Origin of the sequence: Methylobacterium sp. BE186 (assembly GCF_031457035.1) — a bacterium.
In the GTDB taxonomy this organism is placed as follows: Bacteria; Pseudomonadota; Alphaproteobacteria; order Rhizobiales; family Beijerinckiaceae; genus Methylobacterium; species Methylobacterium segetis.
Window position 1 is genome coordinate 82,545 of the sequence record NZ_JAVDVV010000003.1, and the last position, 23,539, is coordinate 106,083.

At 70.8% G+C, this 23,539-nt stretch carries 20 protein-coding genes; 13 read left to right on the forward strand and 7 right to left on the reverse strand.

All coding sequences use genetic code 11. The features are described from left to right. Positions 1–9 precede the first annotated feature (9 nt). Positions 10–6,630 carry a hypothetical protein gene (locus J2X36_RS04510; protein ID WP_310346715.1) on the reverse strand — a complete coding sequence of 2,207 codons (6,621 nt, stop codon included), beginning with the start codon at positions 6,628–6,630 and terminating at the stop codon, positions 10–12. Positions 6,631–6,890: 260 nt separating this feature from the next. Here J2X36_RS04510 and J2X36_RS04515 point away from each other — a divergent pair, with 260 nt between their 5' ends. Both J2X36_RS04515 and J2X36_RS04520 read left to right on the forward strand, forming a co-directional pair. Then, a complete protein-coding gene (locus J2X36_RS04515; RefSeq protein WP_310346718.1) occupies positions 6,891–7,229 on the forward strand; it encodes an Hpt domain-containing protein in 339 nt (112 codons plus the stop codon). A gap of 188 nt (positions 7,230–7,417) precedes the next feature. Then, entirely contained in the window at positions 7,418–7,738 is a 321-nt protein-coding gene (locus tag J2X36_RS04520) for a 2Fe-2S iron-sulfur cluster-binding protein (RefSeq protein ID WP_132253556.1), read from the forward strand. Between the two features lie 29 nt (positions 7,739–7,767). On the opposite strand, the gene J2X36_RS04525 is transcribed toward J2X36_RS04520, so the two are convergent. Next, positions 7,768–8,943 carry a VWA domain-containing protein gene (locus J2X36_RS04525; protein ID WP_310346723.1) on the reverse strand — a complete coding sequence of 392 codons (1,176 nt, stop codon included), beginning with the start codon at positions 8,941–8,943 and terminating at the stop codon, positions 7,768–7,770. Between the two features lie 296 nt (positions 8,944–9,239). Between J2X36_RS04525 and J2X36_RS04530 the strand changes: the two genes are divergently transcribed. Then, positions 9,240–9,644 carry a hypothetical protein gene (locus J2X36_RS04530; protein ID WP_132253552.1) on the forward strand — a complete coding sequence of 135 codons (405 nt, stop codon included), beginning with the start codon at positions 9,240–9,242 and terminating at the stop codon, positions 9,642–9,644. A 9-nt stretch (positions 9,645–9,653) separates the two neighbouring features. Here J2X36_RS04530 and J2X36_RS04535 read toward each other — a convergent pair whose 3' ends face one another. Further along, entirely contained in the window at positions 9,654–11,495 is a 1,842-nt protein-coding gene (locus tag J2X36_RS04535; protein WP_132253549.1) for a cation:proton antiporter, read from the reverse strand. A 336-nt stretch (positions 11,496–11,831) separates the two neighbouring features. Here J2X36_RS04535 and J2X36_RS04540 point away from each other — a divergent pair, with 336 nt between their 5' ends. The 5 genes from J2X36_RS04540 to J2X36_RS04560 all read left to right on the forward strand — a co-directional run bounded on the left by J2X36_RS04540 (position 11,832) and on the right by J2X36_RS04560 (position 16,208). Then, positions 11,832–13,040 carry an ATPase gene (locus J2X36_RS04540; protein ID WP_132253547.1) on the forward strand — a complete coding sequence of 403 codons (1,209 nt, stop codon included), beginning with the start codon at positions 11,832–11,834 and terminating at the stop codon, positions 13,038–13,040. Then, entirely contained in the window at positions 13,037–13,687 is a 651-nt protein-coding gene (locus tag J2X36_RS04545; protein ID WP_132253545.1) for a hypothetical protein, read from the forward strand. Before J2X36_RS04540 ends, J2X36_RS04545 begins: the two co-directional genes overlap by 4 nt. 82 nt (positions 13,688–13,769) lie before the next feature. Further along, positions 13,770–14,621 (forward strand): MoxR family ATPase, encoded by an 852-nt coding sequence (locus J2X36_RS04550; RefSeq protein ID WP_310346730.1) that lies wholly within the window; start codon positions 13,770–13,772, stop codon positions 14,619–14,621. Positions 14,622–14,691: 70 nt separating this feature from the next. Next, on the forward strand, positions 14,692–15,672 hold the full coding sequence (locus J2X36_RS04555; protein ID WP_310346733.1) for an aldo/keto reductase: 981 nt from the start codon (positions 14,692–14,694) through the stop codon (positions 15,670–15,672). A gap of 11 nt (positions 15,673–15,683) precedes the next feature. Next, positions 15,684–16,208, forward strand: coding sequence for a histidine phosphatase family protein (locus J2X36_RS04560; RefSeq protein WP_310346735.1), 525 nt, complete (start codon positions 15,684–15,686; stop codon positions 16,206–16,208). Between the two features lie 15 nt (positions 16,209–16,223). Here J2X36_RS04560 and J2X36_RS04565 read toward each other — a convergent pair whose 3' ends face one another. Continuing rightward, positions 16,224–17,213, reverse strand: a complete 990-nt coding sequence (locus J2X36_RS04565) for an alpha/beta hydrolase (protein ID WP_310346737.1) — start codon at positions 17,211–17,213, stop codon at positions 16,224–16,226. A gap of 190 nt (positions 17,214–17,403) precedes the next feature. Here J2X36_RS04565 and J2X36_RS04570 point away from each other — a divergent pair, with 190 nt between their 5' ends. Beyond that, positions 17,404–17,877 carry an Hsp20 family protein gene (locus J2X36_RS04570; protein ID WP_310346740.1) on the forward strand — a complete coding sequence of 158 codons (474 nt, stop codon included), beginning with the start codon at positions 17,404–17,406 and terminating at the stop codon, positions 17,875–17,877. Positions 17,878–17,942: 65 nt separating this feature from the next. On the opposite strand, the gene J2X36_RS04575 is transcribed toward J2X36_RS04570, so the two are convergent. Next, positions 17,943–18,242 carry a hypothetical protein gene (locus J2X36_RS04575; RefSeq protein ID WP_310346743.1) on the reverse strand — a complete coding sequence of 100 codons (300 nt, stop codon included), beginning with the start codon at positions 18,240–18,242 and terminating at the stop codon, positions 17,943–17,945. A 60-nt stretch (positions 18,243–18,302) separates the two neighbouring features. Continuing rightward, positions 18,303–18,749, reverse strand: coding sequence for an RNA polymerase subunit sigma-70 (locus J2X36_RS04580; RefSeq protein WP_310346746.1), 447 nt, complete (start codon positions 18,747–18,749; stop codon positions 18,303–18,305). A gap of 178 nt (positions 18,750–18,927) precedes the next feature. Here J2X36_RS04580 and J2X36_RS04585 point away from each other — a divergent pair, with 178 nt between their 5' ends. The 3 genes from J2X36_RS04585 to hemC all read left to right on the forward strand — a co-directional run bounded on the left by J2X36_RS04585 (position 18,928) and on the right by hemC (position 21,120). Beyond that, the gene (locus J2X36_RS04585) at positions 18,928–19,794 is read left to right on the forward strand and encodes a Kdo hydroxylase family protein (RefSeq protein ID WP_310346748.1); all 867 of its coding nucleotides are present in this window, start codon (positions 18,928–18,930) and stop codon (positions 19,792–19,794) included. A 24-nt stretch (positions 19,795–19,818) separates the two neighbouring features. After that, positions 19,819–20,118: an antibiotic biosynthesis monooxygenase family protein gene (locus tag J2X36_RS04590; protein WP_310346750.1), complete on the forward strand. Its 300-nt coding sequence runs from the start codon at positions 19,819–19,821 to the stop codon at positions 20,116–20,118. Positions 20,119–20,196: 78 nt separating this feature from the next. Next, entirely contained in the window at positions 20,197–21,120 is a 924-nt protein-coding gene (gene hemC, locus J2X36_RS04595; RefSeq protein ID WP_310346752.1) for a hydroxymethylbilane synthase, read from the forward strand. Positions 21,121–21,128: 8 nt separating this feature from the next. Here hemC and J2X36_RS04600 read toward each other — a convergent pair whose 3' ends face one another. Continuing rightward, complete coding sequence (locus tag J2X36_RS04600; protein ID WP_310346757.1) at positions 21,129–22,196, reverse strand: GSCFA domain-containing protein; 1,068 nt, start codon at positions 22,194–22,196, stop codon at positions 21,129–21,131. A gap of 97 nt (positions 22,197–22,293) precedes the next feature. On the opposite strand from J2X36_RS04600, the gene J2X36_RS04605 reads away from it, so the two are divergent. Further along, positions 22,294–23,322 carry a WcbI family polysaccharide biosynthesis putative acetyltransferase gene (locus J2X36_RS04605; RefSeq protein WP_310346760.1) on the forward strand — a complete coding sequence of 343 codons (1,029 nt, stop codon included), beginning with the start codon at positions 22,294–22,296 and terminating at the stop codon, positions 23,320–23,322. Positions 23,323–23,539: the final 217 nt, after the last annotated feature.

The window sequence follows — 23,539 nt, forward strand, 5'->3', positions numbered from 1 at the left end:
GCTTCCGCCTCACGCACCGTCGAAACGGCCGCTCGCATGGGCGAGCATCGTGTAGACCTTGCCCGTCTCCGAGGTGAGGTAGGCGTCGGCGCGCTTGGAATCGCGGTCGTTCTTCGAGACGTCGCCGAGCAGCCTCTCGAACTCGTTCACGTAACGATCGACCGTCCGCCGGAAATCGGCGTCGCTGCGATAGCGGCGCTGCAGCTCGCCGAAGGTCTGGCGTCCCTGCGGCGTGTAGAGGCCGGGGTCGAACAGGTTTGGCTCGCCGCGGCGGTAACGCTCCCACAGGTCCACCGCCGTCCGATGGTCGATCATCCGCGCGATGTCGGTCGAGATCGTCTCCAGCGTCGTCCGGCTGCGCTCGCTGCCGCCCTTGGTCGCCTCAGCCTGTACGTTGCGCGCAGGCGGCGCCTCCTCCTCGTCGATGGAAGCCCGGGTCAGGAGGTCCGAGAGCCAGCCGCGCTTGTCGGCGCCCGCCGGGGCCGGCTTGGCCGGGGTTGCGGGCCGCTGGCCGGCCGGCTCGGTGCGGGCCGGCGGCGTCGCGGTCCGGGCCGGGGCCGGTTGCGGCGCGCCCGTCGCTGCCGCGGGCGCCCGCGGGGCGGGGCCGGCCGCGGCCGGTGCCGACGAGGCGCGCACGTTCGGCGAGGCCGGACGACCCGCCTCGGCCACACGGCGCTGCTCGACGGCCTGCGGCAGAGAGACGTCGATGGAGCGGTTCGAACGCGAGACCAGGGCCGACAGCTCGTTGAGCGCCTTGATCTGGTCGGAGACGACGCGGCGCATCTCGCTCGTCGCATCCTGCGTCTCGCGCGGGATCTCCAGGACGCCCCGGCCCAGATCGGCCCGGGTCGCTTCGAGTTCCGAGCGGATGGCCGAGGCCATCTCCCGCATGCTCGCCACGGACTCGCCGAAGCGGGCCTGCGATTCCTCGAAGACGGTCCGCATCTGCTGCGAGGCGGCCTCGATGGCGCTCCGCACGGCCTCGGTGGTCCGCTCGCTCTCCGCCCCTGCGCCGGAGCGCAGGCGCTCGAACTCGCCGGTGACGGTGGCACCCGCCTGCTGCGCGGCCTTCGAGAGGTTCGCGCCGACGCTCCGGGCCCGCTCCTCGGCCGCCCGCAGGGTCTCCTCGATCATCTGGCCGAAGCGAGCCGTCTGCGCCTCGAGATCCGACGAGCGGCCCTCGATGGCGGCGAGCGCGGCCGTGACGGCGCCCTCGCGCCCGGAGAGGGTCTCGGAGAGGCGGCCCTCGACCGTCTCCAGCGTGCCTGCGGCCTCGGCAAGCGTGCGCACATGCGCGCTCGCCCGCTCGGCGAGGGCCCGCCCGTGCCGGTCGAGCGACGCCGCCAGTTCCGACGCCTCCTGCAGGGCGCCCTCCGACACCGCCTTCAGGGCGGCGACCTGCGTCGAGACGCCCTCGGTCGCGCGGCTGGTCTCCGCCGCGATCTCGGCAAGCGCGGCCTCGACCTGCTGGACCCGGCCCGCGAGCCCGGTCTCGATCGCGCCGAGGTTGTCTCCCGCGCCCGATACGAGATCCTTGAGCGCGTCGTTCGCCTGCTCGATGCGGGCGAGGACGCCGTTGAGGTCGCGCCGCAGGCGGTCGTTCGTCTCTGCGAGCCCGGCAACGGTGCGCGAGGCCCCGTCCTCGATCGCCGCGCGGAGGAGGCGGGCGGATTCGCCCGACTGGGCGACGAGTTCTTCGGTGCGGGCGCGCAGGGCCTCGACCAGCGGCGTGCCGGTCTCGGCGAGCGCCCGCTCGATCGCGTCGCCGCGCTCGGCAAGAGCGTCGGCGAGGTGAAGGACCGGGCCGTCGATCACCGCCCGCAGCCGCTCGACATTGCTGCCGAGCGTCTCGGCCACGGCCTGACCGCGATCGTCGACATGCGAGACGAGGGCCCCGCCGCGCTCCTCGATGGCGCGGACGATGCGCTCGGCGCTCTCGGCGAGGCGACGGGACAGCGCCTCGCCGCGCGAATCGACCAGGGAGCCGAGGGCCGCGGAGCGGCGCTCGAAGCCCTCCGACATCTGCCGGTTGCGCTCGTCCAAGAGGGCGGCGACGGCGGCGTTGCGCTCGTCGAGGGCCGCGCCCAGCGCCTCCGTGTGCGCGTCGGCGAGGGCCGCGTGGCTGCGCGCCCGCTCGTCGAGGGCGGCCGCCATCGCGACGATGCGTTCCTCGATCAGCGCGGCGAAGGCGTCGTGGCGGTCGTCGAAGGCGGTCGCCAGCGCATCGCCGCGAGAGGCCACGAGGGTCGCGAACGTCTTCATGCGGCTGTCGATGCGACCCGTGAAGGCCTCGCTGCGCGAATCGACCGCCTGCGTGAGGGCACTTCCCTGCGCCTCGATGGTGCGGGCGAGCGCGGCGGTGCGGCCCTCGACCAGCCCGTCGAGCTCGCGCAGACGCTCGTCGAAGAGGCCGGCCAGGGTACGGCTGCGGGCGTCGACCTGCTCGGTGAAGGCGCCGGTGCGGGTCTCGACCAGACGATCGAGCCCGTGCAGCACCTCGTCGAACAGGGCGCGCAGACCCTGAGCGCGCGCGTCGACCGTCTCGGCGAGATGCAGGCCGCGGCCCTCGACCAGCGCGTCGAGGTCGCGCAGGCGCTCGTCGAACAGGCCGCCGAGGTGGCGCGTCCGGTCGTCGAGGCTGCCCGCCGCGCGGCCGAGCGTCGTCTCGATGGTGGCGACGAGGTCGCGGCCGCGCTCGTCGAGGGCGTCGTGCAGCGGGCCGAGGCGCCCGTCGAGGCTGTCGCTGAGCGTGCGGGCGTGGCTGTCGAGGAGCATGCGCATCTCGCTCGTCCGCGCGTCGAGGAGCCCGTGCACCGTCCGGACGCCTTCGTCGAGAAGCGCCGAAATGTCCGCGGTGCGGGTGTCGAGGGTGCGGCCGAGGCGGCCCTCTCCGTCGCCGAGCATCCTGTCGGCCTCGGCGATGGTCTCGCGCAGCTTGGCGAGCACGCTGTCGCCGCGGCTCTCGATGAGCTCGGCGAGGGAGGTGCCGCCCCGGTCGAACAGGCGTGCCAGCTCGGTGACGCGGCCACCGATCGCGCCGAAGACGATGCGGCCCTTCTCGTCGAGCTCGCTCGACATCGCCGCGGTGCGCTCGTCGATGAGCTGGCCGAGGCCGTCCGCGCGCTCGGCGAAGGCGGCGCGGATCGCGTCCGCGCGAGCGGCGAGCGCCGCGTCCGCCTCTCCGGTCCGGGTCTGGATCAGGTCGATCAACTCGCGGGTACGGCTGGCGAGGTCCTCGTCCACGGAGCGCGTGCGCGCCTCGATCAGGCGGATCGCCTCGAAGGCCTGCGAGCCGAAGGTCTCATCGATGAGGCGGCTGCGCTCCTCCAGCGCCGTGCCGATGGCCTCGAGCCGGGCAAGGACGCCGGTATCGAAGCGGCTCGCGCCCTCGTCGAGGCGCTGGGCGAGGTCGCGGGTCTGGCCGTCGAGCCGCTCGCCGATCTCGGCGCTGCGGGCTGCGAGGGCGTCGCCCAGGCTGGCGGAGCGGGCCGCGATGTCCTGAGCCATGTTGTCGGCCCGGGCGTCCAGCGCCTGGATCAGGTCGCGGCTGCCCTCGGCCATGATCCGCGCCATCTCGCCGGTGCGCACGATCAGGGTCTCGTTGAGGGCCGTGGCCCGGGTGCCGAGATGGCCGTCGATATGGGTCACGAGGGTGGCGAAGGTCTCGCCGATCTCCTCCGAGCGCTTCGCCGTGCGCTCTTCGAGGGCACCCAGATGAGTCTCGACGATCTCCCGCGCCTCGCGGGCGCGCTCGGCGATGCTCTCGGCCACCGCCTTGCCCTGGACCGTGATGACGCGATCCATCTCCTCCAGGCGGCCGGTGACGACCTCGCTCAGGGAGTTCGTGTCGCGGGAGATTCGATCGGCCAGGATGTCGCCGCGCGCGATCGTCTCCTGCAGGGCCGCGAGCCGGTTGCCGAGCACCTCGTCCATGGCGCGGGCTCGGCTCTCCGCGGTCTCGGCGAAGCTCGCACCGGTCTGGTTGAGGGCGTCGGCGACCCTCGCGCCCTGGCTCGCCACCGCCAGCACGATGTCGCGGCCGGTCGTGGCGAGGCGGCCATGGGCCTCCTCCGCATGCTGCGTGATCAGGTCCGTCATGCCACGGCTGTGCGTGCCGAAGGCGGTCTCGACGTCGCCGATCCGCGAGGCGATGTCGGTGCCCAGGGCGTCGGCCGCCCGCGCGATGGCGCCCGTCGCCTCCTCGGTCCGCTCCGCGACCGCGGCCTGAAGCTCCGCCAGCGTGCGCCGCAGCGCTTCGAGCGACGTCTCGACCCGGTCGCCCATCTGCCCGTGCAGGCCCTCGGCCTGGCTCCGGAAATCCGCCAGAAGGCCGGCGGCGCGCGTCTCCAGCGCGCTCGCGCCGGTGTCGGTGGCGGTGCGCAGCGCCTCGGTCGCCTCCGTGAAGCGGGCCACGAGCGCGGCGGCGCGCTCGGCTGCGGCCCCCGTCGCCGACTCGGTGAGGTCGCGCAGATGTGCGGCGGCCTCCTCGGTGCGGGTGGCCAGGGCCTCGGCGGTGGCGGAGAGCCGGCGCTCGAAGATCTGCACCGCCTCGACCGTGCGGGCCTCCAGCTCGCCCGTGGCGCCCGCCGCCGAGCGGCGCAGAGCCTGTGCGGCTTCGGCCGTGCTCGCGCCCAGGGCGACCGTGGTCTCCTCCGCGCTGCGGCGGATCGTGTCGGCCGCCTCCGCGGAGCGCCCGCCGAGATCGGCGTTGAGGCCCTCGACGGTGGCGCGCAGGGTCGCGAGGGTGGCCTCCGCGTTGGACGCGAAGGTCGCCCCAAGGCTCGCGAAAGCCCCCTCGAGAGCCTGCGTGGCGGCGTCGGTGCGCGTGACGACGAGGCTCCCGAGGCGCTCGCCGGCGGCGGCGAGGTTGGTCTCCAGGCCCGAGCCCTGAACGGAAATCGTCTCGTGCAGGCGGTCGGCGACCGCCTCGATGCGCTCGGCGAGCTCGCCGCCGTTGCGGCCCATCGTGTCCGCGAGGCGTTCGACCGAGCCGACGAGGTCGTCGCGCAGGCCCGTGGCGCGCTGGGAGAAGCTCTCCACGATACCGCTCGCGGCGAGGGCGAGCCCGGCCTGGGTCTCGCGGCCTCGGGACTCGATCATCTCGGACACGTTCGCGCCCGCGGCCTCGATCTCCGCACGCAGGCCGGCACCGCGTCCGGCCAGATCGTCGGTGAGCGCGGTTCCGGTGGCGGCGAAATGCGCCCGCAGCCCCTCGCCGATCTCGGCGAAGCGCGCCGTGATCTCGCCGCCCGTCGACGAGAAGCGCTCGGTGAGCTCGCTGCCACGGGACAGGAAGGCACTCTCCAGCCCCTGCGCGGACCGCTCGAAGCTCTCGCGTACGGCGCCGCCCTGGCGGTCCAGCGCCTCGATGACGCCGGTCCCCGTCTCGGCCAGGGTGCGGGCCACCTGCCCGGCATTGTCGGCGAGGGTCGAGGTCAGCAGGCTGCCGGTGCGCTCGAAGGCGCGCGTCACCTCGTCGGCGCGGTTCTCCAGCGACTGGGTGAGGGCGTTTCCGACCTCGGTCAGGCTCGAACGCACGCCCTCGCTCGTGGTGACGAGGCGCTGGACGAGATCGTCGCCGCGCCCGGACACGACCTCGACGACACGGTCGCCCGCCTCGCCGAGCGCCGCCGTGATCGCGTCGCCGCGATCGCCGAGCGCACTCGTGATGGCCTCGCCCCTCTGGTCGAGAGCGCTGGTCACGCGCTCGCCCGCGCCGGTCATCGCGGTGACGATGCGCTCGGCCGCCCCCTCCAATTCCTGGCTCAGGCTCTGATGCGTGCCCGCGATCGCACCGCGCACGCGCTCGGCATTGGCGACGATCGACTCGCGCTGGGCGACCAATTCGTCGACGAGGGAGCGGATGCGGATCTCGTTGTCGGAATAGGCACGCTCCAGCGTGGCGATCTCGCCACGCACCAGGGTCTCCAACTCGCCCGCGCGGGCCAGCGCCCGCTCGACGCCGTCTCCGACGGCGGCGACCTCGCGGCGCACGGTCTGCGACATCGTGAGCACCGCGTCCGTCGAGAAGCTCTCGGGCTCGGCCAAGCGCACCGCGACCTCGCCCACCGCGCGGGCGACGAGGCGCATCTCCTGCGCGCGCACCGCCAGCATCGCGGTGATGAGGAAGAGCAGGATGGGGCCCAGCACCGCGGCGGCACCGACGGTCGCCTGCAAGGCGGTGAGGCCGAGAAGGAAACCCTTCAGCTCGCCGCCGGACTGGCTCCAGGCCAGCAGGACGAGGCTGTTGAGCCACAGGAAGGAGGCGGCGGCGGCGATCAGGTAGGGCTTGCGGGAGGGCCGCACCCGCAGGGTCTGCTGCAGGATGCCGATGTTGCGGCGGTCGTCGTTCGCGACGAGGGAGCGGTCCGGCGGCAGGAGCCCGCCCTCGCGATGCGGCCGGTTGCGGTCCGGCGGCGGCACGTCCGAGGCGAGGGGCTCGTCGAAGCTGAGGCGGGGCGGGGTCTGGCGGCCGTTCGGCTCGTCCAGCGGGTCGTTGTCGCCGACATCCGGCAGGCGCGGCTCGGAGCGCTTCTCGGCACCAGGCGTCAGGAGGTCGAGGTTCAGCGCCTGCTCGATCGCAGACAGCGCCGCCTCCGCCGGATCCTTCAGCTTTTTCTCGGTCGCCATGCAACGCCTCGCCACGCGCAGTCCCGCGCCGCCGGCCGCGTCCGGAAGCGGAGACAGAAATTCCCGTTTACCAAGGAAGTTTAGCCCTCGGCGGCGGCCCCGGATACCCGAGCCGACGGAGCGCTCGAAAAAACCTTAACGGAATGGTTACCACACGGCCGGTCGGGCCGCGCGGACCGCTTTATCCCTTGGCGCCCCAAGGCTTAAACGGTTGCCGTGGCCACGGGCGCTCCTGTGGATAGCACGAGGGCTCCCGTACGGTGCAGGACGAACCCGCCATCGACCGTGCCCATCTCGACGCGCAGACCTTCGGCGACAAGCCTCTGGCCGCGGAACTGCTCGGCCTCTTCGCAGGGCAGTGCCGCGCGCTGCTCCCCGGCATCGTGAACGCGAAGGTGTCGGCCGGCGAGCGGGCGGACCGGGCCCATACTCTGAAGGGGTCGGCGCTCGGGGTCGGCGCCGCGGCCGTGGCGGCGTCGGCCGCGCGGGTCGAGGAGGATCTGCGACGAGGTGGCGCGAGCGGGATGGCCGATCTCGAAGCGCTCGAGCGGGCGGTCGCCGCAGCGCTCGCGGAGATCGACCGCCCGCGCGCCATGTGATGCTGCCCGCACTCCCCTGCGGCAAAAGCGGTCCCGGCTTTGCGAGCGGGAACAGGGGCCGCGCTTCGGCGTAAGGGCCCAAGAATCTCTGTTCTCGGTGCGCGCGCGCTTGCAATCCGCTTCCGGCCCCGCCAAGCAGGCGCCGCCGCACGACCGTTGTCGCCCGTTGGACGAGCCTGGAGCCCGCGATGCCGAAGATCACCTATGTCGACCATGCCGGCACGGCCCGAACGGTCGAGGGCAGCGTCGGCGCGACCGTGATGGAAACGGCCTTGCGCAACAACGTGCCCGGCATCGATGCGGAATGCGGGGGCGCCTGCGCCTGCGCGACCTGCCACGTCTACGTCAACGAGCCCTGGGCGGAGGTCGTGGGGACCGCCGAGGACATGGAGCGGGACATGCTCGATTTCGCGAGCGACGTGCGCGACAATTCCCGTCTCTGCTGCCAGATCCGGATCACGTCCGAACTCGACGGGCTGAGCGTGACGACGCCCGCGCGGCAAGGTTAGCGGCAAGGTCAGGAGCCGGGCGGCAGGCTTCAGCGCACGAGGGCCCGCATCGCCCCGTCCAGCCCCTCCAACGTCAGCGGGAACATGCGTTCGGCGACAATCCGCCGGACCATCGCGATCGACTGGGTGTAGGCCCAGTTCTCGTGCGGAACCGGGTTCAGCCAGACCGCCTTCGGGAAATGGTCGAGAACCCGCTGCAGCCAGACCGCTCCGGCCTCTTCGTTCCAGTGCTCCACCGAGCCCCCCGGCATCGCGATCTCGTAGGGGCTCATCGAGGCGTCGCCGACGAAGACCACCCGGTAATCCGGCGGATAGGTCCGGATCACGTCGAGGAGCGGCGTGCGCGCATCGTGCCGGCGCGCATTCTCGGTCCACACCGCCTCGTAGGGGCAGTTGTGGAAGTAGAAGTGCGCGAAGTGCTTGAACTCGGACCGCGCGGCTGAGAACAGCTCCTCCGCAAGTTCCACATGCCAGTCCATCGAGCCGCCGACGTCGAGGAAGAGCAGCACCTTGACGGCGTTGCGCCGCTGCGGCCGCAGCTTCACGTCGAGATACCCCTGACGAGCGGTCTCGCGGATCGTACCGTCGAGGTCGAGCTCCTCCGCGGCCCCCGTCCGGGCAAAGCGGCGCAGGCGCCTCAGGGCGAGGCGCAGGTTGCGCGTGCCGAGCTCGACGCCGTCGTCGAGGTCGCGGAACTCGCGCTTGTCCCACACCTTCACGGCGCGGAAGTTGCGGTTGCCGTCCTGCCCGATGCGGATCCCCTCCGGGTTGTAGCCATAGGCACCGAAAGGCGAAGTCCCCCCGGTGCCGATCCATTTCGAGCCGCCCTGATGCCGCTCCTTCTGCTCGGCGAGGCGCTGCTTCAGGGTCTCGAACAGCTTGTCCCAGCCGAGCGCCTTCAGTTCGGCCTTCTCGGCCTCGGTGAGGTACTTCTCGGCGAGCTTGCGCAGCCACTCCTCCGGGATCGCGCTGGGCGCAGCCCCCTCCGCCAGCGTCTCCAAGCCCTTGAAGACGGTGCCGAAGACTCGATCGAACCGATCGAGGTTGCGCTCGTCCTTGACGAGGGCGGTCCGGGCAAGGAGGTAGAACTCATCCACCTGCTTGCCGGCCAGATCGCGCTCGAGGGCGCCCAGCAGCGTCAGGTACTCGCGCAAGGTGACCGGAACCTTGGCCTCGCGGAGGGCGGTGAAGAACTGCAACAGCATCGCGCGAGATCGGCGCAAGCGGGGGGCGAGGTCAAGCGGCACGCGCGATCGCGGGGTCGGAGGCAGCCGCAACCTGCTTGGACTTGATTCAAGCAGAAGTAGTATCTGACCGAATGACCGACAGATGCGCCGGCCGGACGCGAACAGGAATCCTGGGTATAAGTCCCGTTTCCTGTTGATAGGTAGTCACGAGTCTCTCGCGACCGGCACTTCATTGTCATCGAAATCAAGACGAGATCAGGCACGGTTCATGCACAGGATGTAACCTCAGCGGTCGGCTCTAGTAGGAGTGCGTCATGGCCGTCGTCTTGCGCTCCCTGAGCGATTTCAAGCGGTTCCTTGAGAGGCCCGGCGCGACGATTCAGATCGTGCAGAATACCTTCATGGACCGGCAACCCGAGGCCGCGCGCGACGCCTACCGGGCCAAGGGCATGTACGAGCCCCGGACCGTGCAGGCCCTGTCGCGCAAGGCCGCGATCTTCGCCGTGAAGGGTCATCCCACCACGGTCTGGCTCTACTGGGACAAGGGCGTGCGGCGCTGGCGCTTCTCTGGCGACACCGTCACGGTGCCCCTCGACACGGCGATCGGACCGCCCGACGCGGTGACCTACCGGTGCAGCTTCGCGCCCGGCTTCGAGCCGACGGAGAGGCGGACCCGCGCGCGACCGCCGCGCGAGGACGGCCCGCAGGCGCATCCCTGAAACCGGGCATCACGCGCGCTTGCTGACGGTGCCGGGCTCGTCCTTCGCGGGTGCCTCGCGCGCCTCGACGGTCTTGCCCACCGTCCGCCGCGCCCGGAAGGTGGGGCGCGCCTCGGATTCCTTCCGTTTCAGCATGACGCGGTACTCGTCGCGTCGCTCGTGGATCGAGGCGATGACGAGGCCCATCGGCACGCCGACATCGACGAGCACGGCCTCGGAGAGCTGAAGGGAGGCCTCGATCGTCTCGGGCACGGCATCGTCGACGCCGAGGTCGTAGAGGGCCGTGGCGTGGCGCGCGTCGCGTGCGCGGGCGACGATGGTGAGGTCGCGCCGCTCGGCGCGCGCCGCCTCGACGACGGCCTCGACGGCACGCGGATTGTCCAAGGTGACGACGAGCGCGCGTGCAGTCGCGATCTCGCAGCGCCGCAGCAATTCAGGATTGGCCGAGTCGCCGAAATAGACCGGGTTGCCGAGCCGCCGCTGCTCCGCGACGCGGGCGGCGTCCGAGTCGAGGGCGAGATACGGGATCTTGTGGCGCGCCAGCATCTCGCCGACCATCCGCCCGACGCGGCCGTAGCCCGCGATGATGACCCGGTTCTGCATCTTGTCCGGGGGCGGCTCGGCCCGGGCGCGGCCGAGCTGGGAGCCGGCCATGCGCTTGCCGGCCCGCCGCCCGATCGCGGCGAGCGCCGGGATCGCGACCATCGACACCGTGGTCACGATGAGCGCCGCTCCGCCGACGCCCTCCGGCACGAGACCCGCCGTCATCGCACCGCCGACGAGGACGAAGGCGAATTCGCCCCCGGGCGCCAGCAGCAGGGCGGCCTCCAGAGCGACGGGCCGGGTCACCTTCATCACGGGGGCGGCGACGAGCACCATGGCGGCCTTGATGACGATCAGCGCGAAAGCGAGGCCGAGGATCGTGCCCGGCGCCGCGACGAGCTGCGCCGGATCGATGTTCATGCCGACGGAGACGAAAAACACGCCGAGCAACAGCCCCTTGAACGGGTCGATCGTCGCCTCGATCGCGCGGCGGTACTCGGTCTCGGCAAGGAGCAGGCCGGCCACGAGGGCGCCGAGCGACATCGAGAGCCCGCTCGCGGCCGCGGTCAGCGCCGTCGCCACGATGGTGAGCAGGCAGGCCGCCATGAAGAGCTCGGGCGAGCGCGTCCGCGCGACGAGCTGGAACAGCGGTCGCAGGGCGAGGCGGCCCGCCACGACGATCAGCACGAGGGCGACCGCGGCCTGACCAAGCGCCAGCGCCAAGGCCCCTCCAACATTCGCGGTGTCGCTGCGCCCGAGCACTGCGATGGCGAACAGGATCGGCGCCACGGCGAGGTCTTGGAACAGCAACACCGCGAAGCTCGCGCGGCCGGCGGGCGTGTTCAGGCGCTTCTGCTCGGCCAGCACCGGCAGCACGACCGCGGTGGAGGACAGGGCGAGCGCCAGCCCGACGATCACCGCACCCGCGAGCGGCACCCGCAGGCCGTAGAGGATCGTGCCCAGGACGAGGGCGGAGGACAGAACCTGGATCGAGCCGAGGCCGAAGACGAGGCGGCGCAGCGTGCGCAGGCGCTCCCAGGACAGCTCGATCCCGATCATGAACATCAGGAAGATCACGCCGAATTCGGCGAGGTGCGAGATCTCCGTGCGGTTCGCGATCGTGACGACGGAGAGCCAATGGACCTCGTCCGCGAGGCGCCCGAGGCCGAACGGGCCGAGAAGCGCACCGGCGCCGATGAACCCGAGCACCGGGCTGATCCGCAGCCGGTGAAACAGGGGCACGACGATGCCCGCGGTGACGAGGAAGAGGATCGCTTCCTTGTAGGAGCCGGCGTGGACCTCGGGCATCGGCTGTCCGCGTGAGCCTCTCGTCGGGCGGGGTCGCGGGCCGCCTAGCAGGAGCGATGCCGCGATCATGGGAGGGCGAGGGAATGCCGGCAACCGCAAACCGCGCGTCCGCACACCGCCCCGGCGGCCATCCCACGCCTGCCGCGGTCGCGCAACAACCGGACGGCGCCTCTCAGACGCGATCAGCGAGGACATGAGGTATTTCGGCAACCACCGCACCGTTGGCGGTGGATAGCCCTGACGCAACGCAAAAACGGCACAATTCCCGCACACGCCGATCGATTAACGGAGTGTTAAGCTCAACCTTTCGTGGCGGAGCACGGAACCCGGGTGCCCATGTTCAGGCTGTCCAACTCGCCCCCGAGCCGGGACGTCCAGCGCGAGAAGCGCGACTGGATCCTCGAATCCCAGAAGTGGCGCCATGCGCGCCACGTCGAGCGGGGCTACCGCATCAAGTGGGGCTATGTCGGCATCGCCTACCTTGTCGAGGCGATGGTGATCGGCGCCTCGCTCGCGGGCGCATGGCTGTTCGCCGGCGTCTACAGTGACGGGAACGACCAGAGCTTCTACTTCATGCTGCTCGCGCCGCTCGTCTACGCGGCGGTCGAGTTGTGCCGCGTGCCGCTCGGCATCCTGGCGCGCACGCAGCGCTCCTACTTCGTGCGCGGCCTCGCCATCGTCGGCATCATCTTCGCGGCGGGCGTGACCACGAAGTCCGTCTCGCAGCTCGGCGAGATGATGTTCCATCCTCGCCTGATGGAGGCCGCGCGCACCAAGACCGCGCTGAAGGACGCCCAGGCCGACCGGGCGAGCCTCGACACCCGCATCGCCTCGGCCGATGCCCGCGTCGCGCAGTACACGAACGAGCTCGACCAGATCGAGAAGCGCTCGGCCGACAATGCCTCGCAACTCGCGGGCCTGCCGGCGCAGCGCTGCGAGAAGGTGTTCGGGACGAACAGCAAGGGCGTGCGCTACCAGAACCTGAAATGCGTCACCGATCCGCGCGTCGCGACGCTCTCGGCGAGCGTCGCGAAGGCGGGCGCCGACCGGTCTGCCCTGACGAAGGACCTGGAGGAGGCGCGCAAGGCCCGCGCCCAACTCGACCGCGGCTCGGCCGACCGGCGCGTCGCCGACGCCGAGCAGGCCTACCGGCAAGCGGTCAACCGCTCGCAGCTGCATTCCTTCACGGCGATGGTCTACGGCGTCGACCCGATCGAGGTGACGGATGCCCAGGTCCACGCCTTCCTGCGCATCTTCGTGTTCGTGCCCGCCCTCTGCGCCGCCTTCGCCTCGACGATCCTCGCCCTCTCCGCGGTGTCGGTGCGCAAGACCTTCATGGACGAGGACGACCTCGGCGCCACGGTGAATCCCGAGGCGACGAACTACATGCTGGCGCCCTTCGCGGAGGGCATCGTGCGCGAGGTCAACGCCTCGCTGCAGAAATCGGTGAAGGACGCGGTCGCTTCCGGCGCGGCGATCCCCCTCGAACGGCGTCCCGGGCCGGCGGTGAGCCCGGCCGCGGGCAGCGCGGGAGCCGGTGCATGAGCTACCTCGCCCCCGGATCACCCGAGAACGTCGCGCTCGCGCAGCACGTCAACGGTCGCCTGCGGGCGGAGGCTCGTATCGTCGCGGCCCGCGCCTTCCTGTTCCGCGCGGCGGGTGCGGGCGTGTTCTCCGCGCTTCTCGGCGTCGGCATCGGCGCCGCGGCCTACGGCTACGCCACCCTGAACCAGTTCGACACGGCGGCCGAGCGCATCGCCGCCGCGATGCAGGCCGCCCTCTCCGACGTGACCCTGAAGACCAAGGGCGAGGTCACCCTCACCGACAACACCCTGCGCGTCGAGGGCCTGCCGAAGGGCGGCGGCGGCGTGCCGACGCCGACACAGGCCCAGCTCGGCCAGGACGCGACCCCGGCCTCGAAGGCGCCGGTGAACACGACCTTCACCGTGTTCAAGCAGGTCCCCTATCTCGACGGGCAGATCGTTTCCGGCTGGAACTTCCGGGCGAACGAGGACAAGCCGTTCCAGCAATATTGCTACTTCTCCCGCCGCTCGAACGAGCCGAAGGGTCAGGTCGAGATCAAGATCGACCTGGCAATGGACGGCAAGGTGCTGCCGCAGCCGCAGAAATCGGACGTCAACCTCGGCATCCTCGCCAGCAACTGCGTCTGGCACGACGGCAAGTCGTTATAGACCGCGCCGAACGGCATCCCGCTTGCGAGCTCGGCCTCCGCCGCGTAACCGGGCGACCTCAGCCCGCAGCCGCGAGACGCCGATGCGCTTCACCGGAACCGAGTCCTACGTCGCGACGACCGACCTGACGGTCGCGGTCAACGCCGCCATCGTGCTGGAGCGGCCCCTTCTCGTGAAGGGCGAGCCCGGCACCGGCAAGACGGTGCTGGCGGAGGAGATCGCGAAGGGGCTCGGCGCCCCGCTCCTGACCTGGAACGTCAAGTCGACCACGAAGGCGCAGCAGGGCCTCTACGAGTACGACGCGGTCTCACGGCTCCGCGACTCGCAGCTCGGCGACCCGCGCGTCTCCGAGATCGGCCATTACATCCGCCGCGGCAAGCTCTGGGAGGCCTTCACGGCGCCCGAGCGCCCTGTGCTGCTGATCGACGAGATCGACAAGGCCGACATCGAATTCCCGAACGACCTCCTCACCGAGCTCGACCGGATGGAGTTCCACGTCTACGAGACCGGCGAGACGGTGCGGGCCGTGCGTCGCCCGATCGTGATCATCACCTCGAACAACGAGAAGGAGCTGCCGGACGCGTTCCTGCGCCGCTGCTTCTTCCACTACATCAAGTTCCCGGACGCGGAGACGCTCAAGCAGATCGTGGACGTGCATTATCCGGGCATCAAGCACCGCCTCGTCGAGGAGGCGCTGCGGGTGTTCCTCGAGATCCGCGAGGCGCCTGGGCTCAAGAAGAAGCCCTCCACCTCGGAACTCCTCGACTGGCTGAAGCTCCTCGTTTCGGAGGATATCGGCCCCGAGGAGCTGCGCGAGCGCGATCCGCGCCGGCTGATCCTGCCGCTGCACGGCGCGCTCCTCAAGAACGAGCAGGACGTGAGCCTGTTCGAGAAGCTCGCCTTCATGATGCGCCGGGAGGGCAGGGGCGGCTGAGAGCCCTGGCGATCCGGCTCCGGCGGCCCAGATAGGGATTTCGCCCCGCGATCCCGACGGACAGCCCGCCATGCGCATGAAGAAGCTCGGCCGCACCGGCCTCGACGTCTCCGCGATCTGTCTCGGCTGCATGACCTACGGCGTGCCCGAGCGGGGACCCCATCCCTGGACGATGGGCGAGGACGAGAGTCGCCCGCTGATCAAGCGAGCCCTCGACCTCGGCATCAACTTCTTCGACACGGCGAATTTCTACTCGGACGGGACCAGCGAGGAGATCGTCGGGCGGGCGCTGCGCGACCATGCCGACCGCGACGCGATCGTGCTGGCGACGAAGTGCTTCTTCCCGCTGAAGGACCAGCCGAACGCGGGTGGCCTCTCCCGCAAGGCGATCTTCTCGGCCATCGACGCCAGCCTGAAGCGGCTCGGGACCGACTACATCGACCTCTACCAGATCCACCGCTGGGACTACGACACGCCGATCGAGGTGACGCTGGAAGCCCTCCACGACGTGGTGAAGGCGGGCAAGGCCCGCTACATCGGCGCGTCCTCGATGTTCGCGTGGCAATTCGCCAAGGCGCTCTTCACCGCCGACCTGAGGGGCTCCACCCGTTTCGCGACGATGCAGGACCATTACAACCTCCTCCATCGCGAGGAGGAGCGCGAGATGCACCCGCTCTGCGCCGACCAGGGGGTTGCGCTGCTGCCCTGGAGCCCTCTGGCCCGCGGGCGGCTCACCCGCGATTGGGACGAGACGAGCCGCCGCCAGGATTCGGACGATTACGGCCGCACCCTCTATGGCGCCGCCGAGGAGTCCGACCGGGCGATCGTGCGCACGGTCGCCGAGATCGCGAGGGCGCGCGGCGTCAGCCGGGCGCAGGTCGCGCTCGCCTGGGTGATGAGCAAACCGGGCGTCGCTGCCCCGATCGTCGGCGCCTCGAGGCCGGCCCATCTCGACGACGCGGTGGCGGCCCTCGATCTCGTCCTCACCGACGAGGAGGTGAGGGCGCTGGAGCAGCCCTACGTGCCGCATCCCGTCGTCGGTTTCGCCTGAGGATCACGCCTTTGCGCCGCCTCATCCTCCTGCGCCACGCGAAGTCCGACCGGCCGCCGGGGCTGCGGGACCTCGACCGCCCGCTCAATCCCCGCGGCCGGCAGGCGGCCCCCCTGATGGGCCGCTATCTCGCCGATGAGGAGCTTCGGCCCGATCTCGCGCTCGTCTCACCGTCCGCGCGCACGCAGGAGACCTGGGAAGCGGTCGCGGCTGCGCTCGGAGCGGTGCGGACCGAAACCGTGCGGACGATCTACGAGGCGCCGGCCTCGGCGCTCCTCGCAGCGATCCGCAGCGCTCCGGACGAGGCCGGTCGCGTCATCCTCGTCGGGCACAATCCGGGGATGCAGGATCTCGCCGTCAAACTCGTCGGCCGCGGCGACGCGGCGGCCCGTAACCGGTTGCGGACCCAGTTTCCGACCGCCGCGGTCGCGGTGATCGATTTCGAGGCCGCCTCTTGGTCCGAGATCGGCTGGGGCGGCGGCACGCTCGAACGTTTCGTGAGGCCCAAGGACCTCGCTGGCGACCTCGACGAGTGACGCCCTCGGAAAGGCTCAGGCGCTGATCGCGGCCGGCGCCCCGTCACGCGCATCCTCCAGCGCGAGACTTCCCGGCATGAAGGCGTCGAAGGCGGCCCAGAAGTCCGCACGGATCGCGTCGCGCTCCGAGAGGATCTCGTGGCGGGCATCCGGCAGCACCAGGATGTGACCGGCCTTCAGGCGAGCGGCAAAGCGCTCCGTCTGGGCCGTGCCGCAGACAGGGTCGGCGCCCGCGGCGACGATGAGCGTCGGGACCGTGATGCGCGGCGGCACGCGCGGATCGCGCAGGCGCGCCATGGCCCGGAAGGCGCCGGCCAGCCACGCGACGGTCGGATCTCCGACAGCGCCGGCCCCGACCGCCGTCGCAGCGGCGGCGTTGCGGGCATATCGCTCGGGATCACGCGAGAGGCGGTTTCCGGGATACGGCTTCGAGGCGATGGAGACCGCGCTGCCGAAGGGCACGAAGCGAGTACCGAGCCCGAGCCGCTGCAGGGTGCGGGCGAGGACCGACACGCCGGCCGGCCAGCTGACCATCCTGATCGACAGCATCGGCGCGACGGTGACGAGGCGCGAGAAGGGGAGCCAGCCTTCGAGTGAGCCGGTGAAGGCGACGCATCCGCCCATCGAATGGGCGAGGCAGAGATGCGGGCGCGGCATCAGCGGCGTCAGGACGCTCTCCGCGACGGCAAGAAGGTCGAGCCGGTAATCGTCGAAGCGGGCGACATGCCCCTTGTGCGGATTGTCGACCTCCCGGGCCGACTCGCCCTGGCCGCGCCAATCGAAGGCGACGACGCAGAAGCCGCGGCGGCGCAGGTCGCCGATCGTCTCGTAGTACTTCTCGATGAACTCGGCGCGCCCCTGCAACAGGCAGATTGTGCCCTTCACCGTCCGGGTCGTCGGCCGCCAGGTGGCCGCGCGCAATTCGAGCCCGTCGGCGGTGCGCACGGGGACGAGGACGCCGCCGGGCGGGACGGGATTGCCGGGCGTGGAACGCAGGGTCAGCATCGGCTCAGGGCTCGTCCGGAAAAAGTGAGGGAGGCCGCAAAAATTTCGCAGTTCGGCAGCATTCGAGCTCTTGCAGCGTGGCGGGAGTGCCCCGATATCCAGTCTGCGCCGGCCATCAGGCGGCGCGATACCGGTCCGGCCCCTGGGCGGACCTTGCAGATAGCATGTTGCTTCTTGTGGAGAATATGTGATGCGTCAGTTCGATCTTGCTCCCCTCTACCGCTCGACTGTCGGCTTCGACCGTCTCTTCTCGGCCCTCGACCAGTATGTGAGCGCCGATTCGGTGCCGAGCTACCCGCCCTACAACATCGAGCGCACCGGCGAGAACGCCTACCGGATCACGGTCGCGGTCGCCGGCTTCACCGAGGCCGATCTGTCGATCGAGGTCAAGGAGAATGCGCTCACCCTGAAGGGCGACCGCAAGGCCGACGCGGTCAAGCGTGTCGAGGTGCTGCACCAGGGCATCGCCGCCCGCGGCTTCGAGCGCCGGTTCCAACTGGCCGACTACGTCCAGGTGACGGGTGCGGTGCTCGAGAACGGCCTCCTCCATATCGATCTCGTCCGCGAGATTCCGGAGGCGAAGAAGCCGCGCCAGATCCAGATCGCCACCGGCCGCCCCGCCGAGGCGCCCGCGATCGAGGGTCAGGTCCAGCAGGCCGCCTGATCGCGGCTCGTTCGGAGTTGGAGCGCCCCGGCCAGCGGCCGGGGCGTTTTCGTTGGGCGCCATCCTCAATAATCGCCGAACCAATCTCCGCGGCCCGGCTCGAAGCAGGTGTAGCCGATGAAGCAGCGCGGGTCCGTCCGCGTCGGCGCGTAGGCGGCCCGGGTGTACTCGGTCGGAGCGCAGAAATTGCGGTCGCGGACGAAGCGGTCGTAGGTCGGGCCGCCCGTGCCGAGCACGATGCCGCCGGCCCGGGCCACGATGCCTTGGGCCTGAGGGCAGGTGAGGTCGGTGGTGGATTGGCGCTGAGCCTGCGCCGCCGGACTGGCGAGCGTGACCGCGAGGGCGAGAAGGGCGAGGCGGGTCATCGGAGGTCCCTCGGGATGGACCGATGGCAACGCTCGAATGGTGGCTCAGGCTCCGGCGCCTCACAGGTCGCCGAAGGCGAGCTGCCCCTGGCTCGTGCCCTTGCGCGGTGCTGCGGGCTCCTTCGTGCCGCGGGCCGACTTCGCGGGGCGGGCGGCCTTGCGGGGGCGAGGGTCGCCCCGCATCCGGGCGATGGCCTTGTCGCGGGCGACGGCCTCGGGCGCGTGCGGATCGTCGCTGAGCCACTTGCCGCGCTTGATCACCTCGTTCACACGGCCCTGGTTCACCCCGACCTTGAAGGCGATCTCCTGCTGCGTCATGCCGGTCGAGGCGTGGAGGTCGAGGATGGCCCGGGCAAGGTCCGGCGTCATCTTCTGGCCCGTCAGGCGGCGGGCCGGCTTTACCGTGCGGGTGGCGCGGTCGCGTTTGCGCAGGCGTTCCAGCAGGGCGAGCGCCATGTTCATGCCGTGCTCGCGCAGGGCCTCCTCGAATTCCTTCAGCGTCGCCATGGGCCGCTACCTCGCGGGACGCGCCGACCGGAACGGCGCTCGCTGAATCGTGGTGCGCAGGGTCCGGCCTGACAACCCGCGCCCCGATTCATCCACCGGAAAACGCGCGGCGCTGGCTTGGCGCACGCCCCTCGGCTACACCGCGGGCGAGCGGCGCGGCACGAGGATGTATCTCAGCATGATCAGCCCCATCCTGACGGTCTCCGGCGCCGACGCCGCGCCGGGCGCGCGCTCCCTGGCGCAGGCGCTGGAGGACGGGGCGGTGCTGATGTTCCCCGATCTCGATTTCCCCTTCAGCGCCTTCGAGACCCGCTTCGTCGAGCGGCCCTTCGCCGACGGCAAGGCGAAGAACGTGAACATCCGGGGCGAGGCGGCGGTCCTCAAGGGCGCGGCGGGCTCTCCGGAGGAGCAGGAGGCGCTTCGCCAAGTCCTGATCCGCTACCGTTCCTTCGCTCAGGGCCTGATCGACCGCTTCCTGCCGGAATACACGGGCCGGATCAGCCTCGCCGGCACCTCCTACCGGCCCTTCGACGTCGACCGGCGCAAGCTGAGCTGGCGGCGCGACGACACGCGGCTCCACGTCGACGCCTTCCCCTCGAACCCGATCGGCGAGAAGCGCATCCTGCGCGTCTTCCGCAACATCAACCCGAGCGGCCAGCCACGCCGCTGGCGGGTCGGCGAGGATTTCGGGTCGATGGCGGAGAAATTCCTGCCGCGGCTGCCGGGCTACTCGCCGCTCTCCGCGCGCCTGCTCGCCACCTTGCGCATCACCAAAGCGAAGCGCTCGGAATACGACCATCTGATGCTCCACCTGCACGACGCCCTGAAGCAGGACGCGGCCTATCAGGAGACGGCGCCGCAGGCCGATGTCGCGTTCCTGCCCGGCCAGACCTGGGTGACCTTCTCGGACCTCGTCATGCACGGCGCCATGGGCGGGCAATACATGCTGGAGCAGACGGCCTACCTGCCCGTGACGGCGCAGGCCCACCCCGAGAAGAGCCCCCAGCGCATCCTCGCGGCCAAGCTCGGCCGACCTCTCCGCTGACATGTCACGCACAGGACCCGATCGATGATTCTCGAGATCGCCCAGATCGACGTGAGGCCAGGCGCGGAAGCGGCGTTCGAGGCCGGCATCCGCGAGGCCTCGGCCATCTTCCGCGCAGCCAAGGGCTGCCGCTCCTTCACGGTCCGCCGCTCCGTCGAGAAGCCGCAGCGCTACCGGCTCCTGATCGAGTGGGAGACGCTGGAGGCCCATACCGAGGACTTCACCGGCTCGCAGGCCTGGAAGGACTACCGGGCGATGGTCTCGCCGTATTTCGAGAGCCCGCCGAGCGTGGAGCACACGGAACTGACGCTGCAGGCCTTCTGACGGCGGTGCGGTGACAGACCTGCGCCGAACAGCTACGCCTGTCGCAACGACCCCGACGACACAAGCGCCCGCCACCCCATGATCCAACGTCCCCTCCGCATCGGCACCCGCGGCTCGCCGATGGCGCTTGCCCAGACGGGCATGGTCCGCGACCGCATCGTGGCGGCCAATCCGGGACTCGAGACCGAGATCGTCGTGATCACGACGGTCGCCGACAAGGTGCTCGACCGGCCGCTCTCCGAGATCGGCGGAAAGGGCCTGTTCACCAAGGAGTTGGAACAGGCTCTCTACGCGGACCAGATCGACGTCGCCGTGCACTCGATGAAGGACGTCGAGACCTGGCTGCCCGAGGGGCTCGTCATCGCCTGCATCCTGGAGCGGGACGATCCGCGCGACGCCTTCCTGTCGCCGCACGCGGCGGGCCTCGCCGATCTGCCGGCCGGCGCGCGCGTCGGCACCTCCTCGCTGCGGCGGGGCGCGCAGGTGCTGATGCACCGGCCCGATCTCAGGATCGTGCCCCTGCGGGGCAACGCCAACACCCGGATGCGCAAGCTCGAATCGGGCGAGTGCGACGCGACCCTGCTGGCGCTGGCGGGCCTTCAGCGGCTCGGCTTGGAGTCGATGGCGCGCAGCGTCCTCTCCGTGGACGAGATGCTGCCGGCGGTGGCGCAAGGTGCGCTCGGCATCGAGTGCCGCGAGGGCGATGCGGAGATCCGTGCCCTGCTGGCTCCGATCGCCTGCGCCCGCACGACGACCGAGATCGCCGCCGAGCGGGCGCTGCTCGCCGAGCTCGACGGCTCCTGCCGGACCCCGATCGCGGCGCTCGCGCGGATCGACGGCGAGACCCTGCGCCTCGACGGGCTGCTCTTCCTGGCCGACGGAAGCGCCCATTGGGGCGTCTCGCGCTCCGGGCCGATCGCCGATGCGGAGGCGATCGGCCGCGAGGCGGGCGCCGACCTGAAGGCGCAGGCCGGCGACACCTACGCGAAACACCTGAAATAGGGCGCCGCCTAGGCGACGCTCCGCTCGATCTGCTCCTCGTCGCAGATCACGCCCGCCGTGCCCTCGAACTCCGCGGCCGAGTCCGCGGCGGAACGTGCGACGGCCGGGCGGGCATGGTCGGGGGCGAAGGTCGACAGGAAGCAGCGCATGACGTGGCGCACGCCGGCATCGTTGATGCTGCGCTGGTCGTCGTCGTAGTAGCGCCCGGCATTCACGTTGCTCGCAACAAGGTCGTAGGACGGGAAATAGACGAGGCGCGGGTCGGCGATGGCGCAGGCCTCGCCCGCGCCTGCTCTTAAAACGGACTTCGAATAGTTGTTCGCGATCATCACGTGCTGGGGCAGGTAGGTCGCGATGATCGGCACCGGCGAGACCGTCACGATGACCCGCGCAGAGGGGTTCACGCTCCACAGCCGGTCGAGGAGGCCGCGCAGGTCGGCCGCGACCTCGCCCGCGGTGACGTTCACGAACTCGTAGTGATCGCGATCAAAGGTCCCGCCCGCGACCCCGGGCGCGAGCGGCAGCGCGGCCCCGTCGCTCCGGCAGCGGAAGCCCTCCGTGAGGCCGAGGGTGATCACGAAGACGTCGAGGGTCTCGAACATCCGGCGCACCGACGCGAAATGTCCCTCGCGCGCGGCGATGACCGCCTCGGGGCTTTCGAAGCCGGCCGGCTCGACGGTGGGGCGGAACGGGTCGACGAAGCGCCCGTCCTCCCGCTGCCAAGCCTTCAGCTCCGGCTCGAACAGGCCGAAGGCGCGGTCGAACAGCTGCGGAAACTGGCGCGACAGGTAGAGGTTGCCGTAGCGCGCCGTGAACAGGCCGAACTGGCGCGCCTCGGCCTCGGCCGGCCCGACCCCGTCCGGCGCGGCCTCGGTCACGTAGTAGTTGAAGCCCGCCGCGCGCAGGGCCTGCGCGACGCGCTGGGCGAAGCAGGAGCCCCCGGTGGCGACCCGGTCGTCCCGGGAGATCGCGAAGTCGGTGCGGGGCCGCGGATCGACCGCGAACGGGGCCACGCTGGCCACCGCCTTGCGCCAGAAACGCTCGGCCGGTAGATCGCTGTAGGGGTTCAACGCCATATCTCGGCCTCTTCAACTCCGCCTCGGGCGGCTGCATTCCGGCCGGCGACGGCGCCCGGACGTCCGCGATCCCACGAGCTCAGACCCGACGCATCACGTGGCCCTCTCGACCCTGCACCGGCGTGCGTTCAGAGCCGTCGGATTATCGGCACCATCCTGGGCGAAGCCGTGGCAAACCCGCCAGACGGCGACGGCTGGCCGTCAGGGGCCCAAGATCGCCGTCCTCGGCAATTGTCAAGCTCGAGCCATCGCGCAGGCGATGCGCCTCCTCGCGCCGGCGAGCGCGGTCGACCTCGTGCCGTTCGGGCGCCTGAAGCGGGATCACGGACACATCGACACGCTCGCGCGGGCCCTCGGAGCCTATGATCACGTCTTCGCGCAGCAATTCACGGCGGACCTGATCCCGGGCGGCGATATCCACGCGCTGCGCGCGGCCCGCCCCGGGATCGTCCTGTTCCCGACGATCGTGTTCACGGCCTTCCACCCCGACACGCTCTACGTTCTCGGTCGCCCGGAGCGCGGCCGTCCGCACTTCGCGCCCTCGCCGATGGGGCTCTACCACTCGGCTCTGGCTCTCGCGGCGCACCGGCTCGGCCTCACCCTGCCGCAGGCGATCACGCTGTTCCGGGAGGAGGTCTTCGCGCCGCTCGGGTACCTTGACGTCTGGGACGCGGCTTCGCGCGAACTCCTGACGAGCGCGGCCGAGATCGGATTTCCCCTCAACCGGGAGATTCTGCGCTGGGCGCGGGCCGGCTCCTTCATGCACATCATCAACCATCCGAAGGCGATGGTCGTCGAGGACATCGCCCGCCGCCTCTTGGCGGAGAGCGGTCTCGCGCCGGAACCGGTCGCGGTCGCCGATTATCTCGGCGACGAGCTGATCCGCGACGTAGTCTGGCCGGTCTACCCGGAGGTCGCCGAGACGTTCGGCTTCACGGGCTCGTACCTGTTCAAGAACAAGCCCGTGGGAGGGGCCTTCCCGGCTCTGTTCGATTTGGAGAGCTTCCTGCGCGCCAGCTTCGCGATCTACGACGCGCAGCCCGGGGACGCGCTGCATTGCGCCCGGGTCGACGCTTGGCTCGCGACGCCGGAGATCCGCGCGCTGCTCGAGGCCGCGCGGGCCTGAATCCGCCCTGTTGCCGCTGCACCACAGCCGCGCCGCGAACGGCGTCCTTTCTCCCCGGCGCCGCAGCCGCGCCCCATTCCGCGGGTGAGACCTTGCCGCCCGGACGACGCCGAAGGTGCGCGGAAACACATCCGCCGCATCCGGGGGATGTTCGATACGCACCGTCAAGGTTGACGGAACATTCGCTTAACCCGCTCGGCCTTAGAACAGAGCCATC

What these genes read in the sequence shown, in the direction of transcription:
- J2X36_RS04510 (WP_310346715.1), bottom strand. Translation starts at nt 6,630, where the DNA reads ATGGCGACCGAGAAAAAGCTGAAGGATCCGGCGGAGGCGGCGCTGTCT.
- J2X36_RS04520 (WP_132253556.1), top strand. Translation starts at nt 7,418, where the DNA reads ATGCCGAAGATCACCTATGTCGACCATGCCGGCACGGCCCGAACGGTC.
- J2X36_RS04525 (WP_310346723.1), bottom strand. Translation starts at nt 8,943, where the DNA reads ATGCTGTTGCAGTTCTTCACCGCCCTCCGCGAGGCCAAGGTTCCGGTC.
- J2X36_RS04530 (WP_132253552.1), top strand. Translation starts at nt 9,240, where the DNA reads ATGGCCGTCGTCTTGCGCTCCCTGAGCGATTTCAAGCGGTTCCTTGAG.
- J2X36_RS04535 (WP_132253549.1), bottom strand. Translation starts at nt 11,495, where the DNA reads ATGCCCGAGGTCCACGCCGGCTCCTACAAGGAAGCGATCCTCTTCCTC.
- J2X36_RS04540 (WP_132253547.1), top strand. Translation starts at nt 11,832, where the DNA reads ATGTTCAGGCTGTCCAACTCGCCCCCGAGCCGGGACGTCCAGCGCGAG.
- J2X36_RS04545 (WP_132253545.1), top strand. Translation starts at nt 13,037, where the DNA reads ATGAGCTACCTCGCCCCCGGATCACCCGAGAACGTCGCGCTCGCGCAG.
- J2X36_RS04550 (WP_310346730.1), top strand. Translation starts at nt 13,770, where the DNA reads ATGCGCTTCACCGGAACCGAGTCCTACGTCGCGACGACCGACCTGACG.
- J2X36_RS04555 (WP_310346733.1), top strand. Translation starts at nt 14,692, where the DNA reads ATGCGCATGAAGAAGCTCGGCCGCACCGGCCTCGACGTCTCCGCGATC.
- J2X36_RS04565 (WP_310346737.1), bottom strand. Translation starts at nt 17,213, where the DNA reads ATGCTGACCCTGCGTTCCACGCCCGGCAATCCCGTCCCGCCCGGCGGC.
- J2X36_RS04570 (WP_310346740.1), top strand. Translation starts at nt 17,404, where the DNA reads ATGCGTCAGTTCGATCTTGCTCCCCTCTACCGCTCGACTGTCGGCTTC.
- J2X36_RS04575 (WP_310346743.1), bottom strand. Translation starts at nt 18,242, where the DNA reads ATGACCCGCCTCGCCCTTCTCGCCCTCGCGGTCACGCTCGCCAGTCCG.
- J2X36_RS04580 (WP_310346746.1), bottom strand. Translation starts at nt 18,749, where the DNA reads ATGGCGACGCTGAAGGAATTCGAGGAGGCCCTGCGCGAGCACGGCATG.
- J2X36_RS04585 (WP_310346748.1), top strand. Translation starts at nt 18,928, where the DNA reads ATGATCAGCCCCATCCTGACGGTCTCCGGCGCCGACGCCGCGCCGGGC.
- J2X36_RS04590 (WP_310346750.1), top strand. Translation starts at nt 19,819, where the DNA reads ATGATTCTCGAGATCGCCCAGATCGACGTGAGGCCAGGCGCGGAAGCG.
- hemC (WP_310346752.1), top strand. Translation starts at nt 20,197, where the DNA reads ATGATCCAACGTCCCCTCCGCATCGGCACCCGCGGCTCGCCGATGGCG.
- J2X36_RS04600 (WP_310346757.1), bottom strand. Translation starts at nt 22,196, where the DNA reads ATGGCGTTGAACCCCTACAGCGATCTACCGGCCGAGCGTTTCTGGCGC.